Origin of the sequence: Nocardioides sp. CPCC 206348 (assembly GCF_048654705.1) — a bacterium.
Lineage (GTDB): Bacteria > Actinomycetota > Actinomycetes > Propionibacteriales > Nocardioidaceae > Nocardioides.
In genome coordinates this window covers 45,977-70,854 of record NZ_JBMCZA010000239.1, presented here as the reverse complement: position 1 = coordinate 70,854, position 24,878 = coordinate 45,977, and the positions used below count along the sequence as shown (strand labels likewise).

Sequence of the window (24,878 nt, the reverse complement as noted above, 5' to 3'; positions counted from 1 at the left end):
GGGACGGTCGGCTCGCGCACCGGCACACGGCCAACCGTGCCCGAACGGGCACGAGCACTAGCATCGCGGCGTGACGTCCCCCCGAACATCGCCCGCCGCCGCCCGACGGGCTGTGGTGACCGGCGCCGGACCCGGCTCGATCGGAGCGGCCGTCGCCGACCGGCTGGCTGCTTCCGGTTTCGACGTCACGGTCACGACCCGCACCCAGCCCGTGGCCGATCACCGTTGGCACGCGCTCGATCTCGCCGACCGCGGGTCGGTCGCCACCTTCGCCCGGTGGTACGACGACCAGGCCGCCGACCTCGACCTGCTGGTCAACTGCGCGGGCATCCACCTCGACCTCGGGTCGCGCTGGAACGAGCCGCAGCTGCTCGACGACCACGAGATCCACTGGCGGACCAACTACCTCGGCACCGTCGATCTCACCCGCGCCTTGCTCCCCCGGCTCCTGGCCGCGACCGATGCGCGCGGCACGGCCGTCGTACTCCATGTCGTGTCGAAGCTGCACGAACGCGGGGTGGCGGCCGCCCTGGTCGGCGAAGAGTGGGACTACGACTCGTGGGTCGCCTACGGGAGCTCGAAGCTGGCGCTGGTCCACGACGCGGCGGCGCTGGCCGACGAGCACGGCAGCCGGGGCCTGCGCGCGATCGCGGTCCACCCGGGCGCGGTGTCGACCAACATCGCCGACCGCGGCCTCGAGACGCGGCCCGTGCTGCGGCGCCTGCGCAACCTCGCCCGTCCCCTCGAACGCCGCACCCTGATGCGACCCGCCGAGTCCGCCGAGCACCTCGTCCGGCTGGCCACCGACCCGGCCATCACGTCCGGGTACTTCCACAAGTCCCGCCCCGCCGACCCGGCGCCGCTGGCCGGCGACCTCGACCTGCGCGCGCAGCTGCAGGCAGCGACCGACGATTGGCTCACCTCCGCGCGCTAGCGTTCGGCCCGTGTTCGCATACGAGTTCGAGGGCAAGTCCCCCACGGTCCACCCGGAGGCGTTCGTCGCCCCGACCGCCACCCTGATCGGCGACGTGACGATCGAGAAGGGTGCGAGCGTCTGGTACGGCGCCGTGCTGCGCGCCGACATCTGCACGATCATCGTCCGCGAGGGCGCCAACGTGCAGGACAACTCCGTCGTACACGGCGCACCCGGCGTCGTGGTCGAGCTCGGCGAGAACTCGACCGTGGCGCACTCCTGCGTCTTCCACGGTGACCGGCTCGGCACCCGCGCCCTGCTCGGCAACGACAGCACCGTGCTGGACGGCGCCAGCGTCGGCGACGGCTCCCTGGTGGCCGCCGGGTCGCTGGTCACCCCCGGGACCGAGATCCCCGCGGGCGTCCTGGCCGCCGGCAGCCCGGCCCAGGTGAAGAAGCCGATCGAGGGCACCGGCGCGGCCTTCTGGATCGAGACGAACGCGCCGTACTACAGCGACCTGGCGAAGCGGCACCGCGCCGGAATCCGCGCGATCGACGAACAGGCCTGACCTACGCTCGGCCCATGAGCCCGGACTGGCAACCCGATCAACTCGACCTCGACGGCTACCTCGCCCGCCTCGGGCTGGCCCGGCGCGAGCCGGGACGCGAAGCACTCGATGAGCTGCACGGTGCGCACGTGCGCACCTTCAGCTTCGACAACATCGACATCCTGCTCGACCAGCACCCCGGCGTCGCGCTGGAGGCGTTGAACGAGAAGTTCGTCGGCCGCGGCCGCGGCGGCTACTGCTTCGAGCACGCGACGGTGTTCGCCGCTGCCCTCGAACAGCTCGGGTACGACGTGCGCCGGCACCTCGGTCGCGTCGGTGATCCCGCCAGTGGCAGCGTCCAGGGGCGCACCCACATGACGATCGAAGTGGGGCTGGACGGCGAGCGCCTGCTCTGCGACCCGGGCTTCGGGATGAGCCTGGTCCGCCCGGTGACGCTGGCCGACGGCGCCGAGAGCGACCAGCACGGCTGGCCGTACCGGGTCACCCGCAACGACGACGGCAGCTGGGGACTCCACCGGTTGCGGGAGTCCGGCTGGGAGCTGACCCACACCGTCGACGAGCTGCCCGTGCTGCCCGTCGACGTGGTGATCGGGCACCACTACACGAGCACGTTCCCCACGTCGCATTTCCGTTCCGGCCTGATGGTCACCCTGCACCAGGCCGGTCGCCACGTCGCACTGACGGATGCGACCGTGACCGTACGCCGACCGGGCGACCCCACCGAGCACCACGACCTCGGCGAGGGCGAGCTCGCAGGGTGGCTGCGGGAGCTGGCCGTACCGCTGAGCGAGCAGGAGCAGCAGCGGTTGCTCGCACGGCTCGCGGGCGCCCGGACCTAGTCGGCGCCTGGCCCGGTCGAGCGGAAGCCACCACCCGAACGGACTAGACAAGTCCCGCCCAACGGGGTTCGTGCTGCCCGCCGGGGTGAGCGCACGATGGAGAAGCACTCATCGTCGATTGCTCACTCCAGGAAGGAGGACCGCCATGACCTGGCACACCTCGACAACGACCAAGGCGGACCTGCCGCAGCTGTTGGCCCACATCCGACATCAGGGCGGGACCGTGGCCAGTTGCCACCAGTGCAGCAGCGGCCTGGAAGTCACCTGGTTCACCCTCTGAAAACCATCGCCGGGGCCGGACGCTATCCGTCCCGACGCCCCCGGCACAATGACGCGCATGGCGAACCCTGGCGGACCTGGCCGAGCTGACCACGAGTCCCCGGTTCTTCTGCACCGTGACGGCCACGCGGCCCACGTCGTGCTCAACCGGCCCCGCGCGATCAACGCCCTCACCCACGAGATGGTCGGCATCATCACCGCCGCGCTCGAGGAGTGGGCCACGGACGACACCGTGCGGACCGTCGTACTCACGGGCGCCGGCGAACGCGGCCTCTGCGCCGGCGGCGACATCGTCGCCCTCTGGCAGGACGCGAAGGTCGGCGGTACGGAGGCCGCGGCCTTCTGGGCCGACGAGTACCGCCTGAACGCGATGATCGCGGCGTACCCGAAGCCGTACGTCGCGATCATGGACGGCATCGTCCTCGGCGGCGGGATCGGCCTCTCCGCCCACGCGGGCGACCGCGTCGTGACCGAACGCTCGGCGATCGGCATGCCCGAGACCGGCATCGGCTTCCTGCCCGACGTCGGCGGCACCTTCCTGCTCTCGCGGGCGCCCGGCGAGACCGGCACCCACCTCGGCCTCACCGCCGGCTCCGTTGGCGCCGGTGACGCGATCGCGATCGGGTTCGCCGACCACTTCGTTCCAACCGAGCGGATCCCCGCCCTGCTCGCGGACCTGGCCGTCCGCGAGGCCTCGGTCGCGCTCGCGGCTGCGGAGGCACCTGCGCCGGAATCACCCCTCGCCGCGGCCCGATCCTGGCTGGACGTGGCGTACGCCGGGGACGACGTCCTCGTCATCCTCGAACGGTTGCGGGCCCTCGGCACGGAGGAGGCGACCACGACGGCCGACACCATCGAGGCCAAGTCACCGACCTCCGTCAAGCTCACCCTCCGCGCCCTGCGGGAAGCCGCGCAGCTGCCGACGCTGCCGCCCGCGCTCGACATGGAGTACCGGCTCGCGCTCGGCCTGCACGGTCACCACGACTTCGTGGAGGGCGTGCGCGCCCAGGTGGTCGACAAGGACCGCAACCCGCAGTGGGAGCCGGCTCGCCTCGACCTGGTCAGCGACGACGAGATCGCCGGGTTCTTCGGTTCGCTCGGCGACCGGGAGCTCGGGCTCGCGCCGTAGGACAGGTGCGAGACTCGGCACCGTGGATCGCAGGATGCTGCTTCGCCTCACCGCGATCGGCAGCGCGTCCGCCGTCCTGTCCGCGACCGGCTGCAGCGAGGAGAACCGACCCGTGAGCACCCCTGAACCCACCGGCGGCGTCACCCGCACCGTCCACCCATACGGCGAGGACCCCAGCCAGTACGGCGCCCTGTACCTGCCCAGCGCCGAGCCACGGGGGCTCGTGGTGGTCATCCACGGTGGCTTCTGGCGCCCCGAGTACTCCGCCGAGGCACTCGGCGCACCGCTGGCCGCCGCCCTCGCCGGGCAGGGCTGGGCGGCGTGGAACCTCGAGTACCGACGCGTCGGGGACCGGTCGGGCGGAGGCGGTGGCGCACCTGCAACCTTCGACGACGTGGCCGCCGGCATCGACCTGCTGGCCGAGCTCGACGTCGACACCACGACAGTCGTCACCCTGGGCCACAGCGCCGGCGGCCACCTCGCCGCGTGGGCCGCGGCGCGCGGCCGGCACGGCTGGTCCGAACGGGTGCCGGTGACGCACGTGATCAGCCAGGCCGGCGTGCTCGACCTCCGGGCAGCGGACGCCGCGGGCCTGGGCAACGGTGCGGTCCGGGCCTTCCTCGGCCACCCGCCGACCACGGCCGACGCGCGCTTCGACCCGGCGCAGCAGCTCCCGCTCGACGTACCGATCTGGTGCGTGCACGGGGAAGCGGACGCGAACGTGCCGCTGAGCCAGTCGACCGACTATGTCGAGCGCGCCAGGGCAGCGGGCGCCACGGCTGAGCTGGTCGAGATGTCCGGGGACCACTTCGTCGTCATCGACCCCGCGTCGGACGCCTGGGCGCGCCAGCTGGAGATCCTCGACACGATCGCCTGAGCGGCCCTTCCGGAGTCCCGCGTAGTCTCCGGAGGTGTCTTCGCCCCCTCGCCGTGGCCACCTGCCGGTGGTCGTGACGCTCCTCTTCGTCGCCGGGTGGGCCACCAACCACTTCGCCGCGATGATCCCGGTGCTCCGCGACCAGGAGGGCCTCTCGGCCACGGTGCTGGCTGGGGCCTTCGGTGTCTACGCACTCGGCCTCCTCCCCGGACTCCTGGGCGGCGGCGGGGTCTCGGACCGCGTCGGACGCCGACCGGTCGTGCTGATCGGGAGCACGATCGCTGCTGCGGGCAACCTGCTGATGCTCTGCTGGCACACCGGAGCCGGTATCTACTGCGGGCGTCTGGTGGTCGGTGTCGGCGTCGGGCTCGCCATGAGCGCCGGCACGGCGTGGGCCGCGGACCTCGGCGGCCGCCGGGGTACGACGATCGCAGGGACCGCGCTGACATCCGGCTTCGCCGGCGGGCCGCTCGTGTCCGGCCTGGTCGCGCAGTTCGTCACGGAGTCAGCTGCACTCGCAGCGCCGTTCGTCCTGACCATCGCGCTGTCGCTCGCCGCGGTCGCACTGGGGTTCCGGGCGACGGCCGCGCCACCGGATCCCCACCGGGCCGAGCCCCCGGCACTGCCGACGACGTCGGTCGATCGGAGCGTGGGGCGCGCCCTGGTGCGCGCCGTGCCGATGGCGCTGTGGGTGTTCTCCGCGGTCACCGTCCCGGTGGTCGTCCTCGCCGGCCGGGTCGGCGGCGACCACAGCGGGCCGTGGGTGCCGGGGGTCGCGTCGGCACTCGCCCTGGGGACGGGTGTCGCGGCGCAGGTGGCCGCCCGCCGCGCCGACTGGGGACCTCGGGCCGGCATCGTCGGCGCCGTCCTCGCAGCCGCCGGCTTCGCGCTGGCGGTCGTGGTCGACGAACAGCAGGGCGTCGGACTGTTCATCGTCACGGCCGTGCTGCTCGGGTCGGCGTACGGGCTGTGCCTGCGGGCGGGCCTCGTGGACGTCGAGACGCTCACTCCCCCCGAGCACCGCGGCATCACGATCGGCGTCTACTACGTGTGCACCTACCTGGGCTTCGGCGTGCCCGTGCTGCTCGAGTCCCTGCGCGGGCCTGTCGGCACCGCCACGCCTCTGCTCGTCCTCACCGGACTCGCCCTGGCGGCGGCAGCCCTGCGGTGGACGCAGCTGCGCGCGGGAGAGCTCGACAACGACGAACGGCGCGGTTTGCATCAACCTGGTTGATGCGAACCGCGCCGTTTCTCGTCCGAGCCGCCTGTCAGAATCGAACTGACGACCTAGTCATTACGAGTGACTCGCTCTACCGACTGAGCTAAGGCGGCGTGCTCCACGCCGAGACGCAGAACAACGTGCGGAAGCATACCGAGGTCGGGCGCCGGTTGAGGAATCCGGGTGACAGGTCAGCCCGACTCGGCCAGGCGCTTGAAGTTGAGCAGCTGGCGACGGGCCATCACCAGGTCGCCCAGGCTCAGCGCCGGAGCCAGCGGCCGGGGCAGCTCCGCCACGATCTTGAGGACCAGCCGGGTGCGTGCCGGACCGACGGGCACGAGCAGGTAGGTCATCGTGGCGCCCATGATGCGGGCGGTGAGGTGGACCTGGTGCTCGACGGCGAGCACCCGTCCCAACGGCCGCCCCGCACTTGCGGTGAACGGGTCCCCGGGCTGCGGGTCCGGGAGGTCCCGGAGCTCCCGCGGAGAGCGCCGCCCGAGGTTGTCGATCCAGTCGTAGGAGTACGGCGCCAGCCGCACCTGGACCAGCCAGGGCCAGATCCGCTCCGGGTCGGCCTCGACGGTCACCGCTCGCCAGGCCTGCAACGTCGGGTTCGCGACGAAGGCGTCGCACGGGTAGCTCCGGACGAGGTCGTCGTCCGTCGTACCCCAGCGGTCAGCGAGCACGGCGCGCGGTCAGCACTCCAGCCCGTCCTTGGGCACCTTGCCCTCGATCAGGTAGGCGTGCACGGCGTCGTCGATGCACTTGTTCTGCTTGTTGTACGCCGTGTGGCCGTCACCGTCGCGGCTGACCAGGACACCGGTCTCCAGCTGCTCGGCCATCGCGACCGCTTCCTCGTACGGCGTCGCGGGGTCGCGCGTCGTACCGAGGACCACGATCGGGGCGGCTCCGGAGCCGTCGATCTTCAGGTCGGGCTCGTCGGTGGCGGTGAACGGGATGCCGTTGCAGGCGGTCAGGCCCCAGGCGAACACCCTGCCGAACGTGGGGGACGCCTTCTCGAAGTCGGCGAACTGGGCGGGGACCTCGTCGGGGGTGATGGAGTACGGGTCGTCCAGGCAGTTGATCACCGAGATCGCCTCGAGGCTGTTGTCGGTGTACGTGCCGTTCTCGCGGGAGCCGTAGAAGTCGGCCAGCAGGAGCAGCGTGGAGCCGTCGCCCTTGAGGGCCTTCTGCAGGCCGTCGTCGAGGTAGGACCAGTTGTCCTGGTTGTAGAGCGGGGTGATCAGGCCGTAGAACGCCAGCCCGACGGTCAGCTCGCGCCCCTCGGTGTCGCCGGTGTCGAGCGGCTCCTTGTCGATCTTGTCGAGCAGGTCCTTGATCGTCTTGAGCCCGGCGTCGACGGTGCTGCCGAGGAAGCAGTCGCCGCCGTCCACGCAGTCCTGGATGTAGGAACGCAACGCGGTCTCGAAGCCCTTGGCCTGGCTCAGCGAGCCGTCACGCGACGAGATCGACGGGTCGATCGCGCCGTCGAGGACCAGCCGGCCGGTCTTCTCGGGGTAGAGCTCGGCGTACGTCGCCCCGAGGCGGGTGCCGTAGGAGAAACCGAGGTAGTCGAGCTTGTCCTCGCCGAGCGCGGCGCGCAGCACGTCCATGTCGCGCGCGGCCTCGACCGTGCTGACATGGGCCGCGACGGTGCCGGACTTGGCCTTGCAGCCGGCCCAGAACTCTTCCGCCTTCTCGGTGCCGTCCTCGACCTCCGCGGGGGTGTCGGGGTCGGGGTCGCCGGCGATCTGGGCGTCGAGCTCGTCGTCGGTGATGCAGTCCACCGGGTCGGACTCACCGGTGCCGCGCGGGTCGAAGCCGACGATGTCGTAGGCCGCGAGGAGCGGCGCCGCGAAGTAGAGGTTGGCGTCCTCGACCGTCGAGGTCCCGGGCGCGCCGGGGCCGCCGGGGTTGACGACGAGGGAGCCGATCCGGTCGCCCGTGGCCTTCGCCTTCTCCAGCGCGAGCAGGATCGAGCCGTCCTCGGGCGACTCGTAGCTGATGGGGACCTCGAGGGTGCCGCACTCGTTGCTGCCGCAGGACTTCCAGGAGATCTTCTGGTCGTAGAAGTCCTCGATGGTCTTCCCCGTGGACGGCTGCTCACTGCTCGGGTCGTCGCCCTTGTTGGCGGCGTCGTTGTCGTCACCGTCATCGCCGGTGAGCAGCACCACGCCGACGCCGACGGCAGCGGCGAGCACCAGGGCCCAGATCGCAATCACTGCGATGACCAGGTTCTTCTTCACAGCCATGTCCACTCCCTCGTCGTGGTGCTCTTCATCGTTGCGGCGTCTTCAACGCCACCATCATCGACTCCAGTGCCAAGGCAACCGGGACATTGAACTCCAGCATCTGTTCCCGCGCGGCGAAGATCCAGCCGATCCGCCGGAGGTTGAGCTCCGGGGACGACGTCGCGACGATCTGTTCGACCTGGTCGCGGATGTCCTCGTTGACCAGTCCTCCGGGCGCTCCGGTGGCCAGCGCGATCGCGTCGCGGTAGACCGACACGAGATCGGTGAGGCCGCGGTCGACCATGTCGAGGTGACGGCGCTTCGCCCGGGTCTTCTGAGCCTTCTCGAGCGCTGCCAGTGCCGGTCCGTACTCCCGCGGCCGTCGACCGCGCTCGACCACGCCGTACGACGCGTCGATGTCGACCTTCTCCCGGGCGTCGAGGTCGGCGGTGATCGCATCCGCCTCCTCCTTGGCCGTGGTGGCCAGCCGGGCAGCCGCATCCATGCAGCGACCGAGGTTCGACAGCCGGGCCGGGATCGTCACGACCTCCTGGCGCCGGGTGCGCACCGCCTCGTCGAAGGCCAGCGCCTTCGCCCGGCCGATGTGGCCCTGGCTCGCGCGGGCGGCGTACGACGCCAGGGGCTCCGCGACGCCCCGGGCGACCAGGAAGCCGGCGACCTCGGTGACGGTCGGGGTGGAGAGCGTGACGAGACGGCAGCGCGAGCGGATCGTCGGCAGGACGTCCTCGACGGTCGGGGCGCAGAGCATCCACAGGGTCCGGCCGTTGGGCTCCTCGATCGCCTTGAGCAGTGCATTGCAGGCCTGGTCGGTGAGCCGGTCGGCGTCCTCCACGATCAGGATCTGCCAGCGGTCACCCATCGGGCTCAGCGCTGCCCGGCGCACGAGGTCGCGGACCTCGTCGACGCCGATGGAGAGCTTCTGGGTGCGGATGACCGACACGTCGGCATGCGACCCGTTCAGCACGGTCCGGCAGGCGTGGCAGGTCTCCGGGCAGTCGGGGCCGAGCCCGGCCTGCGGGCACTCGAGCGCTGCTGCGAAGGCGATGGCGGCGTTGGAGCGGCCCGAACCCGGCGGTCCGGTGAACAGCCAGGCATGGGTCATCCCCTGGCCTGCGGCGGCCTGCCGCAGCGCCGTGATCGTGGGGCCCTGGCCGACCAGGGTGTCCCAGATGGTCATGGGGCTTCCCGACGCGCCTGCGCCAGCAGCGGCTCGACCCGCTCCGCGATGGTCGCAGCGATCTCCTCGATCGGGGACCGCGCGTCGAGCACGGCGTAGTGCTCGGGGTCGCGGGCAGCGAGGTCCAGGAACGACTGGCGCACCCGCTGGTGGAACTCCAGCGACTCGCCCTCGATCCGGTCACGTCCCTCGAAGCGACCGAGCCCGGTCTCCGGGTCGACGTCGAGCACGACGGTCAGGTGGGGTCGCAGGTCGCCGGTCGCCCAGCGCGCGACCTCCTCGACCTCGTCGACGTCCAGCGCCCGGCCTGCCCCCTGGTAGGCCAGGGTCGAGTCGACGTACCGGTCGGTGATCACGATCTCGCCCCGGTCGAGTGCGGGCTGCACGAGCGTCTCGATGTGCTCGGCCTTGTCGGCGGCGTACAGCAGGACCTCGGTCTTGTGGGCGAGCGCGCCGGTCTCGGGGCTCAGCACGATCCGCCGCATCTCCTTGCCGACGGGGGTGTCGCCGGGCTCGAAGGTGAGGCGCACGCGGTAGCCCGCGGCCTCGAGCCGGTCGCGCAGCAGCCGCGACTGGGTCGACTTCCCACCACCTTCGCCGCCCTCGAAGCAGACGAAGACGCCCGTCGGGGCGAAACGGCCGGGGTACGAGGTCACGCCCAGAACCTACGGGAACGATCCGACGCAGGCATCAGGGGACCGGCGTGTGACCGACCGTCCCGAAGGTGATCCACGAGTAGAAGAACCCGATGCCGGTCACGACCGGGAGCCCGAGCAACCAGCCGAGGGCGAACAACCGCGTCCAGGCCGGGAACCGCGGTGCCCAGACCACGCCCAGTGCCGCCACCCAGGAGACGAGGAGCACCCAGGTCACCGCTGACCATGCGCCCGGTGCGACGAACAGGTCGGTCCCGTTCTCCCCCTCGGGACCGCCGAGCGAGCCCAGGGTGCCCGCGAAGAATCCCGCGACGAGGCCGGCGAGAAGGGCGAGAGCCGACCGGGGTTTCGAGGCTCGCTGCGCTCGCACCTCAACCACCGGGCGGGCCTCAGGCCTTCTTGGCCGTCTTCTTCGCCGGAGCCTTCTTCGCGGCCGTCTTCTTGGCAGCGGTCTTCTTCGCCGCAGCCTTCTTGGCCGGGGCCTTCTTGGTCGTCTTCTTCGCAGCCTTCTTGGCCGGACCCTTGGCACGACGCTCGGCGAGCAGCTCGGCCGCCCGCTCCAGGGTCACCGCCTCGACGGAGTCGTCCTTGCGCAACGTCGCGTTGTACTCACCGTCGGTGACGTACTCGCCGAAGCGGCCGGCCTTCACGACGATCGGCTGGCCCGACACGGGGTCGTTGCCGAGCTCCTTGAGCGGCGGGGCCGCGGCGGCGCGGCCGCGCTGCTTGGGCTGGGCGTAGATCGCGAGCGCCTCGTCGAGGGTGATCCCGAAGATCTGGTCCTCGCTGGTGAGCGAGCGGGAGTCGGTGCCCTTCTTCAGGTACGGCCCGTAGCGGCCGTTCTGGGCGGTGATCTCCTCGCCGTCCTCGCCGGATCCGACGACGCGGGGAAGGGCGAGCAGCTTGACGGCGTCGTCGAGGGTGACGGTGTCGAGCGACATCGACTTGAAGAGCGAGCCGGTGCGCGGCTTCTCCCCCTTCTTGGGCTTCTTCTCGCCCTCGGCGGGCTCGGGGATCAGCTCGGTGACGTAGGGGCCGTAGCGGCCGTTCTTCGCGACCACCTGCAGACCGGTCTCCGGGTGCACGCCGAGCTCGATCTCCTCTCCGGCCGGGTTGGCGAGCAGCTCGATCGCCTTGGCGACGGTGAGCTCGTCGGGCGGCAGGTCGTCGGGGACGTTCGCGCGGCGGGCCAGCGGCGCACCGTCGTCGTCGGGACCCTCGAGGTACGGGCCGTACTTGCCGACGCGCAGGTTGATGCCGTCCTCGGCCGTGCCGACCGGGAAGGTCGCGAGCTCCCGGGCGTCGATGTCGCCCAGGCCCTGCACGAGGGGCAGCAGCCCGGTCAGCGCCGACGAGCCGTAGTAGAACTCCGTCAGCTCGGTGGTCCGGTCCTTCTCGCCACGGGCGATCTGGTCGAGGACCTCTTCCATGCCGGCGGTGAATTCGTAGTCGATCAGCCGGGAGAAGTGCTCGGTCAGCAGCCGCACCACGGAGAACGCGATCCAGGCCGGCACCAGCGCGGTGCCCTTCTTGTAGACGTATCCGCGGTTGAGGATCGTCCCGATGATCGAGGCGTACGTCGACGGGCGACCGATCTCGCGCTCCTCGAGCTCCTTGATCAGGGTGGCCTCGGTGAAGCGCGACGGCGGCTTCGTCTCGTGGCCGTTCGCGGAGATCGACGCGGCCGAGACGGAGTCGCCCTGCTGCAGGTTCGGGAGCCGGGTCTCCTGGTCGTCCTTGGTCGCGGCGGTGTCGTCGGTGCCCTCGACGTACGCCTTGAGGAAGCCGTGGAAGGTGATGACGCGACCGGTGGCCGAGAACACGACGTCCTCGCCGCTGGCCGCTGCGCCGCCGAGGCGGATGCTGACCGACTGGCCGACGGCGTCCTTCATCTGCGACGCGACGGTGCGCATCCAGATCAGCTCGTAGAGCCGGAACTGGTCGCCGGTCAGGCCGGTCTCGCCGGGGCGCTTGAACGAGTCGCCCGCCGGGCGGATCGCCTCGTGCGCCTCCTGGGCGTTCTTGACCTTGCTCGTGTAGGTCCGCGGCTCGTCGGGGACGTACTCGCTGCCGTAGAGCTCGGCGACCTGGCTGCGGGCCGCGGAGATCGCGGTGTCCGACAGGGTCGTCGAGTCGGTACGCATGTAGGTGATGTGGCCGTTCTCGTACAGCCGCTGGGCGACGCTCATCGTCACCGACGCGCTCATCCCGAGCTTGCGGCTGGCTTCCTGCTGCAGCGTGGTGGTGCGGAAGGGCGCGTACGGCGAACGGCGGTACGGCTTGGCCTCGACCGTACGGACGTCGTACGCGGTGTCGGCGAGGGCGGCGACCAAGGCTTCAGCACGGGGGCGATCGAGGTGGACGACGTCCGCCTTGCCCTTCAGCAGGCCGTCCTGGCCGAAGTTGCTGCCGCTGGCGACGCGGGTGCCGTCGATGGTGTGCAGCTTGGCCGGGAACATCCGCTGGTCGTGCTTCGAGCCGGCGTCGAAGGTGCCCTCGAGGTCCCAGTACGACGCGAGCTTGAAGGCCATCCGCTCCTTCTCGCGGTCCACCACGAGGCGGGTGGCCACGGACTGCACGCGGCCCGCGGAGAGGCCGGACATGATCTTGCGCCACAGCACCGGCGAGACCTCGTAGCCGTAGAGCCGGTCGAGGAGGCGACGGGTCTCCTGTGCCTCGACCAGGTCCATGTCGAGCTCGCGCGGGTTGGCGGCGGCCTCCTGGATCGCAGCCTTGGTGATCTCGTGGAAGACCATCCGGCGCACCGGGATGTTCTTCGGCTTCAGCTCGTCGAGGAGGTGCCAGGCGATGGCCTCTCCCTCGCGGTCCTCATCGGTGGCGAGGTAGAGCTCGTCGGCGTCCTTCAGCAGGGCCTTCAGCTTCGAGATGTGGCTCTTCTTGTCCCGGGGGACGACGTAGTAGGGCACGAAGCCGTTGTCGACGTCGATGGCCAGCCGGCCCCAGGGCTTGTCCTTGATCTTGGCCGGGGTGTCCGCGGCGTTGTTCGGAAGGTCCCGGATGTGGCCGATGGAGGACTCGACGACATAGCCGTCGCCGAGGTACCCGCCGATGGTGCGGGCCTTGGCCGGCGACTCGACGATCACCAACTTGTGTGCCACTGCTGAAACCTTCTCTACTGCTTCGGTTGCCACTGGAGGGGCGAACTCGTCACCCGTGATGGGCTCTACGGCCGATCACGGTAGCGGGTCGTGTCCAGTGAGGGGCGCCTCAGTCGGCCTTGATGCTCTTCGCGACCCGTTCGGCCTGGGCGATCTTCGCGGTGTCGCCGATGGGCGCGACCCCGATGAAGACGCCGTACGAGTCGGCGTCGCCGGTGTCGAGGACGATCACCGTGGTGACGTCACCTTCGACCGTGACCTCGCTGTCCTTGACCCGGATCTCCGAGGTGATCGAGTAGCCCGACATGCCGTCGAGGGTGACCGCTTCGCGCTTCTGGTCCTTGCGGCTGTCGAACCCCTTGTAGACCAGGTCGTTCATGGTCAGGCACTGCATGATGATCTCGGCGGCCTGGTCGGTGCTGGTGAAGCCGTTGGCCTTCGAGAGCCCGCCGACGGCGTACTCCGTCACCCAGTTGTCGGTGACGTTGGCGTACTGGACGATGATGCCGTCCGCGAACGGCAAGGCGTCCGAGAACCTGATGTCGACGGTGAAGCCGCCCAGCCGCGGGATCGTGAGACCGCCACCGGTGAGTGCCGGCGGGTTCTTGCCCGGATCCGTCGCGGGCTTGGGCGTGCCGCCGGTGCACTGGATTCCGGTCGGCGCGATGGTGCTGCTCGAGCTGGCGTCGGTGGAGGACTCGGTCGGGTCACTCCCGTCAGTCGGGTCGCTCGACTCCGTCGCGTCCGAGGACTCGCTTCGGGTCGGGTCGTTGGCCGACTTGTCGCCGTCGTCGTCCCCGGTGAGGGCGCGGACGCCGAAGAACCCGCCGACGCCGAGCAGGACGAGGGTGAGGACGGCGGCGATGACGATGCCGATCGTCTTGCCACTACCACCGCCGGAGCCGCCGGAGGGGGTGGGGCTCCACTGCTGCTGCGGGTAGCCACCGGGTCCGGGGCCACCGGGGCCACCGGAGAACGCGCCCGCGCCGTAGCCGGGGGTCGGCTGGGGTTGCTGCGGCTGGGGTACGGCGCCGTACCCGCCCTGGTTCGGTTGCTGCGGCTGCTGCGGCGGGAACTGCGTGGGCGCCGCTGCCGGCGGAGTGGGCTGCTGGGGCTGCTGAGGGGGCTGCGGCGTGGGCTGGGCCGCGGCCGGCGGGTGGCTCGTGGTCATCTGGCTCCACGACTGACCGTCCCAGTAGCGGTAGGTGTCGGGCGCGCCAGCGGGGTCGGGGTACCAGCCTGCGTTCGTCACGGGGTCAAGTGTGCATCACGAGCGGGACGGGTTCAGCCAGCAGCGGGGTCGGCGGGCGTGAGGAAGCCCTCGGCCACCAGCTCGGCCAGTTCCGGGAGGTAGGCCTCCTGCAGGCTGGCGGCATCGCGCTCGAGCAGCTGGCCGACGGCGTCGACGAGCGGCCCGACCGCCAGGTCCCCGTCGCAGGCACCGGCGACCGCGGCCACCACGGTGTCGACCTGACGGGCCCGACGGAAGCCGCGCTGCTGGCGCAGCACGATGGTCGAGGGGTCCTCGACGCCCACCGGGCCACTGGTCTCCTGGAGCACGTCCTCGCGCAGCACGAGGTGGGTGTCCGGACCGACGGACTGGGCGGCCAGGGCGGAGTCGGCCCAGTCGGCGATCGCGGGCGCGATGGGCTGCTCGACGTCGTACGGCCACTCGAGGAGGTCACGCACGAGGGCACCCGGGGTGACGTCGGCGCGCCGGCGCAGGTTGATCCAGCCGAAGCCGATCCCGCCGACGCCCTGCTGCTCCAGCCACGAGAGCCAGGTGTCGTAGCGCTCGGCGTACGCCGCCGGGTCGCCGCCGGTCGAGGGGTGGTGGCCGGCGTCCTTCAGCCACAGCTCGACGTACGACGACGGGTCGAGCACCTCGCGCTGGACGACCAGGGCGTCGCACTCCTCGGTGAGCCAGGTGCCGAGGCGCTCGTCCCACGGGCGGTCGGTCTCGATCACCCAGTTCGCGAGGACCTGGCACCAGCCACCGTCGTTGAGGTGGTCGGGCGCGCGGCGAACGATGTGCTCGACGACCTGGTCGCCGGGCAGGCCGGAGTCGCGGTAGACGAGCCGCTCGCCGCTGGCGGGCGAGATGACGAACGGCGGGTTGGTGGCGATCAGGTCGAACCGCTCACCGGCGACCGGGGCGAAGAAGGAGCCGTCGCGGACCTCGACGATGTCGTCGACGTCGTTGAGCGCCGCGTTGAACCGGGCGATGGCGAGCGCGCGCTGGTTGACGTCGGTGGCGACGACCCGGTCGCTGTGCGTGGCGAGGTGCAGCGCCTGCACGCCACAACCGGTGCCGAGGTCGAGCGAGCTGCCGACATCGTGCCGGACGGTGAGCTGGGCCAGGCTGGACGAGGCGGGACTGATGCCGAGCACGTAGTCGCCGGTGACGGAGGTCGCGATGCCGTTCAGGCCGGGGGTCAGGTCGCTCACGACCCACAGGTCGCCCTGTTCGGAGCCGTAGGGCCGGACGTCGAGCCGCGCCGCGACCTCGCCGACGCTCTGGGCCAGGACACCCGCGTTGACCAGCCGGTCGACCAGCCCGGGCAGGGCCCGCTCGGCGCCCGAGGTGGGGACGACGGCCTGGAGCAGGAAGAGCCGGATCAGCGTGGCGAGCGGCTCGTCGTTCGTCGTACGACGAAGGCCGGGTGTCGTCTCGTTGCGGGACAACGCCTGGTGGGCCTCCGCCCCGAGCAGCTCGCTGATGGCGTCATAGGTGAAGTCGGCAGCGAGCAGGGCTTCACGGAGCGGGGCGGCGAGGGCGACGGGCAGCACGGCCCCAACGTTAGGGCGTCCCCCGGCAACGCACCCACCTGCTCGGTTCCCGACGACTGACACACAGGCAGCACCGACTGATCTTCCTGTCAGGCTGCGGTCGACCGAGCGGACTGCTAGCGTCCGCGCCATGGGGCTCGGGACGACAATGACCAACCCCTCGGGCGCCTCTGCTCCCGTGGTGGAACGAACTGCCCAGCAGCTGCTGAGGGCGGTCCGCCGACGGGCACTGCGCCGCATCGACAACATGCGGCACCGCGTCGCCTTCTACCGCGACGACGTCCTCGTCGCGCCCGGGTCCTACATCGCACCCGGCGTCGTGATCGGACGAGGGACGAGGATCAACGAGTCCTCCTACCTCGAGCCCTGCACGATCGGGTGCTACTGCGCGATCGCCGGTCGCCTCGTCGTGCGCAGCGCCAACCACCACATGCAGTTCCTCAACATCGAGGAGGACCTGCAGCGCCGCACGATGGGCGCCGCATCCGTCCTCGGACCGCGGGAACCCGTGACGATCGGCAACGCGGTGTGGATCGGCGACTCCGTCGTCATCACTCCGGGCGTGACGATCGGCGACGGCGCCGTGATCGGCGCGGGAAGCGTGGTCACCCGCGACGTTCCCGCCTATGCCGTCGCAGCGGGCAACCCGGCACGCTTCATCCGGTGGCGGTACCCCGAGCCGGTCATCGAGGTCCTCACGGGCTTCGAGTGGTGGCGGTGGGACGACGACCGGTTCCGGCGCAACCGCGACCTCTTCGAGCTCGACCTGACGACGGTCGACCCGGACGTCCTGGCGAAGCGGCTCGACGAAGCGACGTAGGCCCGGGTCGTCGTACCAAGAAAGCAACCACCCCGGCACCGTGACTGGTCACGACACCGGGGTGGCTGGTGGGTTCAGACGGACTCGACCGCGGCCGGTGCTTCCTCACCGATCGTCGAGACCCGCTGCTTGGAGACGTAGACGGCGGCGAAGATGCCCGACGCGGCGGCCGCCGCGATGAGGATCCGGACCACGTCGTTCTCACTGTTGCCGTAGGACAGGCTGATGATCGCGCCGACGATGAGCAGCGACACGAGGTTCATCACCTTGAGCAGCGGGTTGATCGACGGGCCGGCCGTGTCCTTGAACGGGTCACCGACGGTGTCACCGATGATCGTCGCCTCGTGGGCCGGCGATCCCTTGCCACCGTGGTTGCCGTCCTCGACCAGCTTCTTCGCGTTGTCCCACGCACCGCCCGAGTTGGCGAGGAAGACCGCCATCAGGGTGCCGGTCGCGATGGCACCGACCAGGAAGCCCGCGAGCGGTCCGACGCCGAGGCCGAAGCCGACCGCGACCGGAGCCAGGATCGCGAGGATGCCGGGGGTGGCCAGCTCGCGCAGCGAGTCGCGGGTCACGATGTCGACGACCTTGCCGTACTCCGGACGGGCCGTCCCCTCCATGATCCCGGGGATGTCGCGGAACTGGCGGCGTACCTCCATCACGACGGCGCCGGCCGCGCGGCCGACCGCGTTGATGGCCAGGCCCGAGAAGAGGAACACGACCGCAGCACCGAGCAGGGTGCCGACGATGAGCTTGGCGTCGAACACCAGGAAGCTCTGGGCAACCGCGTCCGCAGTGCCGTCCTCGACGCCCGTGGCCTCGGCCAGGGAGTCGAAGGCCGACTGCACGTACGACGCGAACAGGGCGCTCGCGGCGAGGACGGCGGTCGCGATCGCGATGCCCTTGGTGATCGCCTTGGTCGTGTTGCCGACGGCGTCCAGCTCGGTGAGGATCTTCGCGCCGTCCTCGCTGACGTCGCCCGACATCTCGGCGATGCCCTGGGCGTTGTCGGAGACCGGGCCGAAGGTGTCCATCGCGACGATGACGCCGACCGTGGTGAGCAGACCGCAACCAGCCAGGGCCACCGCGAACAGCGCGAGGACTCCCGAACCACCGGCGAGCAGTGCGGCGCCGAACACGGCAGAACCGATCACGATCGCGGTGTAGACGGCGGACTCAAAGCCGACCGACAGGCCGGAGAGGATCACGGTGGCCGCGCCGGTGAGCGAGGTCTTGCCGACGTCCTTGACCGGGCGGTGCTCGGTGCCGGTGAAGTAGCCGGTCAGGGCGAGGATCGCAGCGGCGAGGACGACACCGATGGCCACGGCGCCCGCCGCGAACACCTGCGGGCTGACATCGGGCAGGTCGCCCGCGCTGAGCGCGCCGAGACCCGCGCTGCTGCCGTTGAGCTCGCTCCACTTGCTCGGCAGGTAGACGAACGCAGCGACCGCGCTGGCCACGGCGCCGACGGCGGCGGAGAGGTAGAACGCCCGGTTGATCGTCTTCAGGCCGCTCTCGCCGGCGCGGGGCCGGGTGAGGTAGACGCCCACTATCGCGGACAGTGCGCCGATGGCGGGCACGATCAGCGGGAACACGAGGCCCTTGTCGCCGAAGGCCTGCGAACCGAGGATCAGCGCGGCGACCAGCGTGACGGCGTACGACTCGAAGAGGTCGGCGGCCATGCCAGCGCAGTCGCCGACGTTGTCACCCACGTTGTCCGCGATGGTGGCGGCGTTGCGCGGGTCGTCCTCGGGGATGTTCTTCTCGACCTTGCCGACGAGGTCGGCGCCGACGTCAGCGGCCTTGGTGAAGATGCCACCGCCGACACGCATGAACATCGCGAGCAGCGCGGCACCGAAGCCGAAGCCCTCCAGCACGTTGGGTGCGGTGGACTTGAAGACGAGGACCACGACGCTGGCACCGAGCAGTCCCAGGCCGACGGTGAGCATGCCGACGAAGGCACCCGTGCGGAAGCCGATGTTCATCGCGACGTCCCGGCCCTGCTCGTTGGCCGCCGCCGCCACGCGCAGGTTCGCACGCACGGCGAGCGACATGCCGAGGTAGCCGACCGCTCCGGAGAACCCGGCACCGACGAGGAAGAAGACCGAGCGGAAGATCCGCACCGTCCACTCCGACTGCAGTCCGGTCGCACCGTCGGCCGTGTGGGCCGGCAGGGCGAGGAGCACGAAGAAGGCGATGGCCGCGAAAACCGCGAGGGTGCGGAACTGGCGGGTCAGGTAGGCGTTCGCGCCCTCCTGCACGGCCTGGGCGATCCGCTGCATGTTCGGAGTGCCCTCACCTGCCTTGAGCACTTCGGATCTGAAGAGGACGGCCATGGCCAGGGAGCCGAGGGAGATCACGGCGACGCCGATCACCAGGGCGAGATCGCCTCCGGTCACATCGACATCTACGACGAACGGACGGGGCATTCGAGTGCCTCCTGGTGAAGTTCAGGTACGGGTCGTGTGACCCAGGTCATAGAACGTGCCGGAGTCTACGCAGACTCCGGCAGGGAAAAGGGGAGGGGTGTGACCCGTGTCACAAAGGTTTCGCCAAAACAGGCGATCCGCCGCCGGGACGGGATCGTTCGCGGAGTCGTCGCGCTGAGTCCGGCGCGGGGGCAGCGCGGCGTCAGGCCGCGCGGCGTCAGGCCAGCGCGGCGTCGGCGGAGCTGTGGATGACGAAGACCTTCGCCAGTCCGGTGATCTTGAAGATCTTGAGGAGACGGTCTGCGTTGCAGACGAGCTCGAGCGAGCCGTCGTGTGCACGCACCTTCTTCAACCCGCCGACGAGCACGCCGAGACCGGTGGAGTCGAGGAACTCGACGGCCTCCATGTCGACGACCAGGTGGTAGGTACCACCCGCCACGAGCTCGGTGATCGTGTCGCGGAGCTTGGGCGCGGTGTAGACGTCGATCTCGCCACCCACGGCAATGACGGTGCGCGCACCGACCTCGCGCGTCGACAGTGTCAGATTCACGACCCTCACCCCGGGATATTTCCTACGTCTGGCAGTTGCGCCCAATCAAACCATGCCTGCCATGACCGCGCACGAAGTCCACAGAACCTCCGGCCCGCGGGGGCGACGATGTCGGCCCCGCTTGCGACACTGGTCAGATGACCGCGCAGCCCGACACCCCGATCCGCTCCGGGTCGGCGCGACGCGATCCCGTGGCCCTGATGGACAGCCTGACCGCCGGTCCCGGGCGCGCCGAGCGGCTGACACATCTCGAGCAGGTCCCGGCCCGCCCGGCCATCTGCGGCGACTGGCCGACCTGGGCGGACCCGACCGTCGTGGCGTCGTACACGGCGAAGGGGGTGGCGCGACCCTGGGCGCACCAGGTGGCGGTCGCCGAGGCGGCGCACCGGGGCGAGCACGTCGTGGTGGCGACCGGTACGGCGTCCGGGAAGTCGCTGGCGTACCTCCTTCCGGCGCTCTCCCGGATCCGCGCAGCCCGGGGCCCGCGCGGGCAGCGCGGCGCATCGGTGCTCTACCTCGCGCCCACCAAGGCGCTGGCCCATGACCAGTGGTCCGCGATCCGCGGGCTCGGGCTCGACGTCCGCGTGGCGACGCACGACGGCGACAGCACCACCGAGGAGCGCGAGTGGACGCGCGACCACGCCGAGTACGTCCTGACCAACCCCGACATGCTGCATCGCTCGCTGCTGCCCGGGCATGCGCGATGGGCGCCGTTCTTCCGGTCGCTGGAGTACGTCGTCATCGACGAGTGCCATCACTACCGCGGCGTGTTCGGGGCGCACGTCGCGCAGATCGTCCGGCGCCTGCGGCGGATCTGTGCGTCGTACGGCGCCTCGCCGGTCTTCATCCTGGCCTCGGCCACGGTCGCCGACCCCGAGGTCACCGCGCGCCGGATGCTCGGCCTCGACGTCACGGCGGTGACCGATGACGGATCACCCCGCGGCGAGCTGGCCGTGGGCCTGTGGGAACCGCCGCTGACGTCGTACACGGGTGAACACGGCGCGCCGGTGCGCCGCCCGGCCACTGCCGAGACGGCCGACCTGCTGGCGGACCTGGTCGTCCAGGACGTGCGGACGTTGGCGTTCGTGCGATCCCGGCGCGGGGTGGAGACGGTTGCCCGGCGCGCCGGCGAGCTCGTGGCCGAGGTCGACCCGTCCCTCGTCGGTCGCATCGACTCGTACCGCGGCGGCTATCTCCCCGAGGAACGGCGTGCCCTCGAGGAAGCGCTGCGCAGCGGGCGGCTGCTCGGCATGGCCGCGACGAATGCCCTCGAGCTCGGCATCGACGTGAGCGGTCTGGATGCCGTCCTGATCACCGGCTATCCGGGCACGCGGGCCGCCTTCTGGCAACAGGTGGGTCGCGCGGGCCGTGATGGCGGCGGCGCCCTGGGGATGCTGATCGCGCGCGACGACCCGCTGGACACCTACCTCGTCCACCACCCGGAGGCCTTGCTCGGGCGTCCGGTCGAGGGCACGGTCTTCGACACCGACAACCCGTACGTCCTGGGGCCGCACCTGTGCGCGGCGGCGCAGGAGCTGCCGGTGACCATCGAGGACTTCGACCTGTTCGGGCCGCGGACGCGGGAGGTGCTGGGGTCGCTGGTCGCGGAGGGGCTGTTGCGGCGCCGCGCGCCCGGCTGGTTCTGGACCGACAGCTCGCGCGCCGCGGACCTCGCCGACATCCGCTCCACCGGCGGACAGCAGGTGCAGCTGATGGAGGCCGGGACCGGGCGGGTCGTCGGCACCGTCGACGGCGGACGCGCCCACGGCACCGCCCACACCGGCGCGATCTACCTGCACCGCGGCGAGACCTGGCTGGTCGAGGAGCTCGACCTCGAGGACCACGTCGCCACGATGCGGCGGGTCGAGGTCGACCACACGACGTCGGCCCGGGACATCACCGACATCACGATCGCGGCCGAGCACGAGCACACCGACTGGGGGCCGTGCCGGATCTCGCTCGGCACCGTCGAGGTGACCAACCAGGTGACGTCGTACCTCCGCCGGCGGGCGCGCACCGGCGAGGTCATCGATGAGACCCTGCTGGACCTGCCGGCCCGGACGCTCTCGACCACGGCCGTGTGGTGGACGGTTCCGGACGCCGTGCTGGCGGAGATGGCGGCAGCGACCGGCGTGGCGGCGGCGGACCTGCCGGGCGCCGCGCACGCCGCCGAGCACTGCTCCATCGGACTGCTCCCCCTGTTCGCGACCTGCGACCGGTGGGACATCGGTGGCGTGTCGACCGCACGGCACCCCGACACCGGTGTGCTGACGGTGTTCGTGCACGACGGACACCCCGGCGGCGCGGGCTTCGCCGAGCGCGGCTACCGCACCGCTGCTGCCTGGCTGCGGGCGACCCGGGCCACCATCGCTGCGTGTGAATGCGCATCCGGCTGCCCCTCCTGCGTGCAGTCACCGAAGTGCGGCAACGGCAACGACCCGCTCGACAAGGCGGGCGCGGTCGCGCTGCTGGACGCGTTGCTCCGGCACGCCCCGGCATCCTCGGAGTAGCGTGCCGCTCATGGTGATCTTCGGTCTGCTCCTGCTCCTGCTCGGTGTGGCAGCGGTGCTCTCTGGTCTTTTCGGCATCGGCTACGACCGGGACGAGAAGAACCCCGCCCGCGACACGACCGAGATCCTCGGCATCAACGTCCAGCCCGAGGCGATCTTCTTCATCGGCCTCATCGCCGGCCTGCTGATCCTCGGCGGGCTGTGGTTCATGAAGACCGGCACCAAGCAGGGCTGGAAGCGCCGCAAGGAGCAGAAGCGACTCTCCGAGCTGTCCTCGAAGCTCGATGAGGTCGAGCTGGAGCGGCGCAAGGACGACCTGTCGGGCCGCGAAGACTGACCTGATCGGTCGAGCGTGTCTCCGGCGACGCAGCGGCGAGCAAGCTCGCAGGAGTACGCCTCCCGCCACGCTGCCGACGTAGGCGGGTTCAGCTCCGGTCGAATCGCTGCACCCCTGGGCCGGCGCGGGCCGTACCGACCAGGTCGCGGTCCTGCCCCAGCCAGCGCGGGCCGGCGACGGTGACCTCGACGAGGACGTCCTGTCCCTCGACCACACAGGACTGCAGGGTGGCGTCGTTCGCCTCCGCCACCTCACCTGCTGCTCCGCACGGGTCGCGGGCGCGGACCGGATCGGCCAGGGCAGTCGCGCCGGCCAGTACGGCGAGGTCGGCCGCTGCCTGCGCCTTCCGGTGAGCCACTACCAGGGCGGCGACGACACCGGTCGCGGCTCCGACCAGCAGGAGGACGCCCGCCATCGCGACGACCAGGACCGTGGCGGCGCCGCGCTGATCCCGGTTCCGCGTCGTCATGGCGCCCCTCCTCCCGACTCCTCGGTGACCGCCACCGCCTCGGCCTCGAGCACCGCGCCCGGCAGTGCCCGGAACAGCCCGCCGGGCCCGTCCACCCGCCCCGACGCTCGTACGACGACCCGGTCGCCCTCGCGCGCCACGGTGATGCGGACACCGGCGGGTGCGATCCGCTCCCCCAGCGCTCGGGCCTCTCCCGGATCGTCACCGCGCGCCAGGGCCCGGGCCGTCTCGCGCGCAGCATCGACGGTGCGGACCTGTCCGACGCCGACCGCCAGCAGCCAGACCAGCCCGGCCGTCACCGCCAGCAACAACGGCAGCCCGACCGCGAGCTCGGCGGTCACCGCGCCCCGCTGGCCGCGGCCGGATCGTCCGGTCACTGCAGACCGAGCAGACCGAGGACGTGGTCGAACAAGGTCTTGATCAGCTTGTTCCCGAAGCCGCCGCTGAGCATCTTGTAGAGCAAGCCGGCGAATCCCGCGCCCGCAGCCGTGGCGACGGCGTACTCCGCTGTTGTCACGCCCCGCTCGTCGTGGACCTGCACCATCTCGTCTCCCCTCGTCGCGGCCGCCCGATGCGGCCGGTCGATGCAGGATGCGCGAAGAGGGCGACCTCGTGGCGTGGCCCGGAGCCCGCCTGTGGACAGGGATTCGTCGTCCACAGGACCGCGGGGTTGAACCGTCCCGCGGTGGGGCCGATGGGGCTGGTCAGACGATCACCGACGCCAGTGACACGGCCAGCGGGACGATGCCGAGCAGCAGGAACGACGGCAACAGGCACAACCCCAGCGGTACGGCGGCGCGGACCCCGACAGCCCGTGCACGGTCCTCGACCTCCGCCCGCCCGCGGCGGGCCAGGTCGTCACCCAACCGCTCGACGGCTGCCACCACCGGCGCTCCGGTGCGGTGTGCGCGGGCCATCGTCCGCCCGAGCGCGCCCAGGTCAGGATCGGCGGCCAGGGCTGCCCAGATCGGCACGACGTCGCCACCCAGTTGGAGACGCGTCGACACCGGCACAAGGCGATCGGCAGCGGCACCGGGGAGTGCCCGGGAGACGAGCCCGATCGCGTCGACGGGCGCGAGGCCCGAGCGGAGGGCGGCGGCGAGCAGCGTCACGACATGCGGCAGGTCTCGTCGTACCTCCTCCCGACGGCGACGGACCTCGGCTGGTTCGAGACGCCCGGCCACGACCCAGACACCTGCGGCGACGGCCGTTCCGGCCGGTACCGCCAGCGGACCGCCAAGGACGAGTCCGGCGCCCAGGCCCGCCATCGATGCCCAGGCCCAGCGGCCGCGGCGCAGCAGGCCGTCGCGATCGGGCGCGGGGAGGAACTCCCGCACCTCGGACCCCCATTTCCCACACTTCGCACCCCCAGCTGCCGCACTTCGTGGGATCAACAGGGCTGTCGCCAGGGCGGTCGTCACTGCGATCAGGAGGTACATCAGGCGGCGCGTTCGATGTCGCGGGCGAGGGCATCGATCCAGGCGAGGCCGGCGTAGGCGAGGGCCAGGCCGCCGACCAGGCAGGCGAGGCCGACGGGATGGCCGACCAGGAAGCGCCACGGCGATGCCCCGGCGCCCGAGCCCATGGCGAGGGCCAGCAGCGGGAGCGCGGCGAGGAGGCGTGCCGTCGCCCGGGCCGACGACAGCTCGCCGTCGACGACGCGGCGGGTCTGCTCCGTCGCGCGCAGGTCGTCGGCGACGCGGCCCAGGGTGTCGGCGAGACCGTGGCCGGTGCGGTGGGCGACCTGCCACGCCGCCGCGACCACCCGCAGGGCACCCGCTCCGGGCCGTTCGGCGAGCGAGCGCAGCGCGACGGGTACGTCGCCCCCGGCCGCGGCAGCGCGGGCGACGGGCGCGATCTCCGGCCACTCCTCGGCCGCTCGTTCCAGTGCGAGACCGGCGGTCTGGCCGGCGGCGAGCTCGGCCTGGACGGCGTCGCAGAGCTC

Annotated in this window: 25 protein-coding genes and 1 tRNA gene; 10 read left to right on the top strand and 16 right to left on the bottom strand. The window is 71.2% G+C overall.

Translation table 11 applies throughout. The features are described from left to right. The first annotated feature begins 70 nt into the window (after positions 1–70). The 7 genes from ACOADB_RS27605 to ACOADB_RS27575 all read left to right on the top strand — a co-directional run bounded on the left by ACOADB_RS27605 (position 71) and on the right by ACOADB_RS27575 (position 5,839). Positions 71–934, top strand: coding sequence for an SDR family NAD(P)-dependent oxidoreductase (locus ACOADB_RS27605; protein ID WP_378606671.1), 864 nt, complete (start codon positions 71–73; stop codon positions 932–934). Between the two features lie 10 nt (positions 935–944). Continuing rightward, positions 945–1,481, top strand: coding sequence for a gamma carbonic anhydrase family protein (locus ACOADB_RS27600; protein WP_378606668.1), 537 nt, complete (start codon positions 945–947; stop codon positions 1,479–1,481). Positions 1,482–1,495: 14 nt separating this feature from the next. Further along, entirely contained in the window at positions 1,496–2,320 is an 825-nt protein-coding gene (locus ACOADB_RS27595; protein WP_378606665.1) for an arylamine N-acetyltransferase family protein, read from the top strand. 145 nt (positions 2,321–2,465) lie between these two features. After that, complete coding sequence (locus ACOADB_RS27590) at positions 2,466–2,600, top strand: hypothetical protein (RefSeq protein WP_378606662.1); 135 nt, start codon at positions 2,466–2,468, stop codon at positions 2,598–2,600. A 57-nt stretch (positions 2,601–2,657) separates the two neighbouring features. After that, positions 2,658–3,728: an enoyl-CoA hydratase/isomerase family protein gene (locus ACOADB_RS27585; protein WP_378606659.1), complete on the top strand. Its 1,071-nt coding sequence runs from the start codon at positions 2,658–2,660 to the stop codon at positions 3,726–3,728. A 112-nt stretch (positions 3,729–3,840) separates the two neighbouring features. Further along, a complete protein-coding gene (locus ACOADB_RS27580; RefSeq protein WP_378606656.1) occupies positions 3,841–4,605 on the top strand; it encodes an alpha/beta hydrolase in 765 nt (254 codons plus the stop codon). A gap of 34 nt (positions 4,606–4,639) precedes the next feature. After that, positions 4,640–5,839 (top strand): MFS transporter, encoded by a 1,200-nt coding sequence (locus tag ACOADB_RS27575; protein ID WP_378606653.1) that lies wholly within the window; start codon positions 4,640–4,642, stop codon positions 5,837–5,839. A 25-nt stretch (positions 5,840–5,864) separates the two neighbouring features. On the opposite strand, the gene ACOADB_RS27570 is transcribed toward ACOADB_RS27575, so the two are convergent. The 9 genes from ACOADB_RS27570 to ACOADB_RS27530 form a co-directional block, all read right to left on the bottom strand. After that, positions 5,865–5,937 (bottom strand) — tRNA-Thr (locus ACOADB_RS27570). 78 nt (positions 5,938–6,015) lie between these two features. After that, positions 6,016–6,510 carry a hypothetical protein gene (locus ACOADB_RS27565; protein ID WP_378606650.1) on the bottom strand — a complete coding sequence of 165 codons (495 nt, stop codon included), beginning with the start codon at positions 6,508–6,510 and terminating at the stop codon, positions 6,016–6,018. Between the two features lie 9 nt (positions 6,511–6,519). Next, complete coding sequence (locus ACOADB_RS27560; protein WP_378606647.1) at positions 6,520–8,076, bottom strand: alpha/beta hydrolase; 1,557 nt, start codon at positions 8,074–8,076, stop codon at positions 6,520–6,522. Between the two features lie 25 nt (positions 8,077–8,101). After that, positions 8,102–9,253, bottom strand: coding sequence for a DNA polymerase III subunit delta' (locus ACOADB_RS27555; RefSeq protein WP_378606644.1), 1,152 nt, complete (start codon positions 9,251–9,253; stop codon positions 8,102–8,104). Next, complete coding sequence (gene tmk / locus ACOADB_RS27550; protein WP_378606641.1) at positions 9,250–9,909, bottom strand: dTMP kinase; 660 nt, start codon at positions 9,907–9,909, stop codon at positions 9,250–9,252. Before tmk ends, ACOADB_RS27555 begins: the two co-directional genes overlap by 4 nt. A gap of 34 nt (positions 9,910–9,943) precedes the next feature. Next, the gene (locus tag ACOADB_RS27545; protein ID WP_378606638.1) at positions 9,944–10,288 is read right to left on the bottom strand and encodes a hypothetical protein; all 345 of its coding nucleotides are present in this window, start codon (positions 10,286–10,288) and stop codon (positions 9,944–9,946) included. Between the two features lie 10 nt (positions 10,289–10,298). Next, positions 10,299–13,028, bottom strand: a complete 2,730-nt coding sequence (topA, locus tag ACOADB_RS27540; protein ID WP_378606635.1) for a type I DNA topoisomerase — start codon at positions 13,026–13,028, stop codon at positions 10,299–10,301. A 109-nt stretch (positions 13,029–13,137) separates the two neighbouring features. Then, entirely contained in the window at positions 13,138–14,280 is a 1,143-nt protein-coding gene (locus tag ACOADB_RS27535; RefSeq protein WP_378606632.1) for a DUF2510 domain-containing protein, read from the bottom strand. A 32-nt stretch (positions 14,281–14,312) separates the two neighbouring features. Then, the gene (locus tag ACOADB_RS27530) at positions 14,313–15,818 is read right to left on the bottom strand and encodes a DUF7059 domain-containing protein (protein WP_378606629.1); all 1,506 of its coding nucleotides are present in this window, start codon (positions 15,816–15,818) and stop codon (positions 14,313–14,315) included. Positions 15,819–15,948: 130 nt separating this feature from the next. On the opposite strand from ACOADB_RS27530, the gene ACOADB_RS27525 reads away from it, so the two are divergent. Further along, positions 15,949–16,638, top strand: coding sequence for a CatB-related O-acetyltransferase (locus ACOADB_RS27525; protein ID WP_378606626.1), 690 nt, complete (start codon positions 15,949–15,951; stop codon positions 16,636–16,638). A gap of 74 nt (positions 16,639–16,712) precedes the next feature. Here the strand turns inward: ACOADB_RS27525 and ACOADB_RS27520 are convergent, their stop codons facing one another. Next, complete coding sequence (locus tag ACOADB_RS27520) at positions 16,713–19,067, bottom strand: sodium-translocating pyrophosphatase (RefSeq protein WP_378606623.1); 2,355 nt, start codon at positions 19,065–19,067, stop codon at positions 16,713–16,715. A gap of 217 nt (positions 19,068–19,284) precedes the next feature. Continuing rightward, positions 19,285–19,617, bottom strand: coding sequence for an STAS domain-containing protein (locus ACOADB_RS27515; RefSeq protein WP_056715253.1), 333 nt, complete (start codon positions 19,615–19,617; stop codon positions 19,285–19,287). A gap of 137 nt (positions 19,618–19,754) precedes the next feature. Here ACOADB_RS27515 and ACOADB_RS27510 point away from each other — a divergent pair, with 137 nt between their 5' ends. Together ACOADB_RS27510 and ACOADB_RS27505 are read left to right on the top strand one after the other, a co-directional pair. Further along, positions 19,755–22,127, top strand: a complete 2,373-nt coding sequence (locus ACOADB_RS27510) for a DEAD/DEAH box helicase (RefSeq protein WP_420281373.1) — start codon at positions 19,755–19,757, stop codon at positions 22,125–22,127. A gap of 10 nt (positions 22,128–22,137) precedes the next feature. Continuing rightward, on the top strand, positions 22,138–22,464 hold the full coding sequence (locus ACOADB_RS27505) for a hypothetical protein (RefSeq protein WP_378606619.1): 327 nt from the start codon (positions 22,138–22,140) through the stop codon (positions 22,462–22,464). Between the two features lie 88 nt (positions 22,465–22,552). Here the strand turns inward: ACOADB_RS27505 and ACOADB_RS27500 are convergent, their stop codons facing one another. From ACOADB_RS27500 to ACOADB_RS27480, 5 genes are all read right to left on the bottom strand, one after another. Continuing rightward, positions 22,553–22,933, bottom strand: coding sequence for an Rv3654c family TadE-like protein (locus ACOADB_RS27500; protein ID WP_378606616.1), 381 nt, complete (start codon positions 22,931–22,933; stop codon positions 22,553–22,555). Then, positions 22,930–23,310 (bottom strand): TadE family type IV pilus minor pilin, encoded by a 381-nt coding sequence (locus ACOADB_RS27495; protein ID WP_378606613.1) that lies wholly within the window; start codon positions 23,308–23,310, stop codon positions 22,930–22,932. The genes ACOADB_RS27500 and ACOADB_RS27495 overlap by 4 nt, the downstream gene beginning before the upstream one ends. Further along, complete coding sequence (locus ACOADB_RS27490; RefSeq protein ID WP_378606610.1) at positions 23,307–23,477, bottom strand: DUF4244 domain-containing protein; 171 nt, start codon at positions 23,475–23,477, stop codon at positions 23,307–23,309. The genes ACOADB_RS27495 and ACOADB_RS27490 overlap by 4 nt, the downstream gene beginning before the upstream one ends. Positions 23,478–23,637: 160 nt before the next feature. Continuing rightward, the gene (locus ACOADB_RS27485) at positions 23,638–24,270 is read right to left on the bottom strand and encodes a type II secretion system F family protein (protein ID WP_378606607.1); all 633 of its coding nucleotides are present in this window, start codon (positions 24,268–24,270) and stop codon (positions 23,638–23,640) included. A 101-nt stretch (positions 24,271–24,371) separates the two neighbouring features. Next, positions 24,372–24,878 (bottom strand): type II secretion system F family protein (locus tag ACOADB_RS27480; RefSeq protein WP_378606604.1); only part of this gene is annotated, 507 nt, incomplete at its 5' end.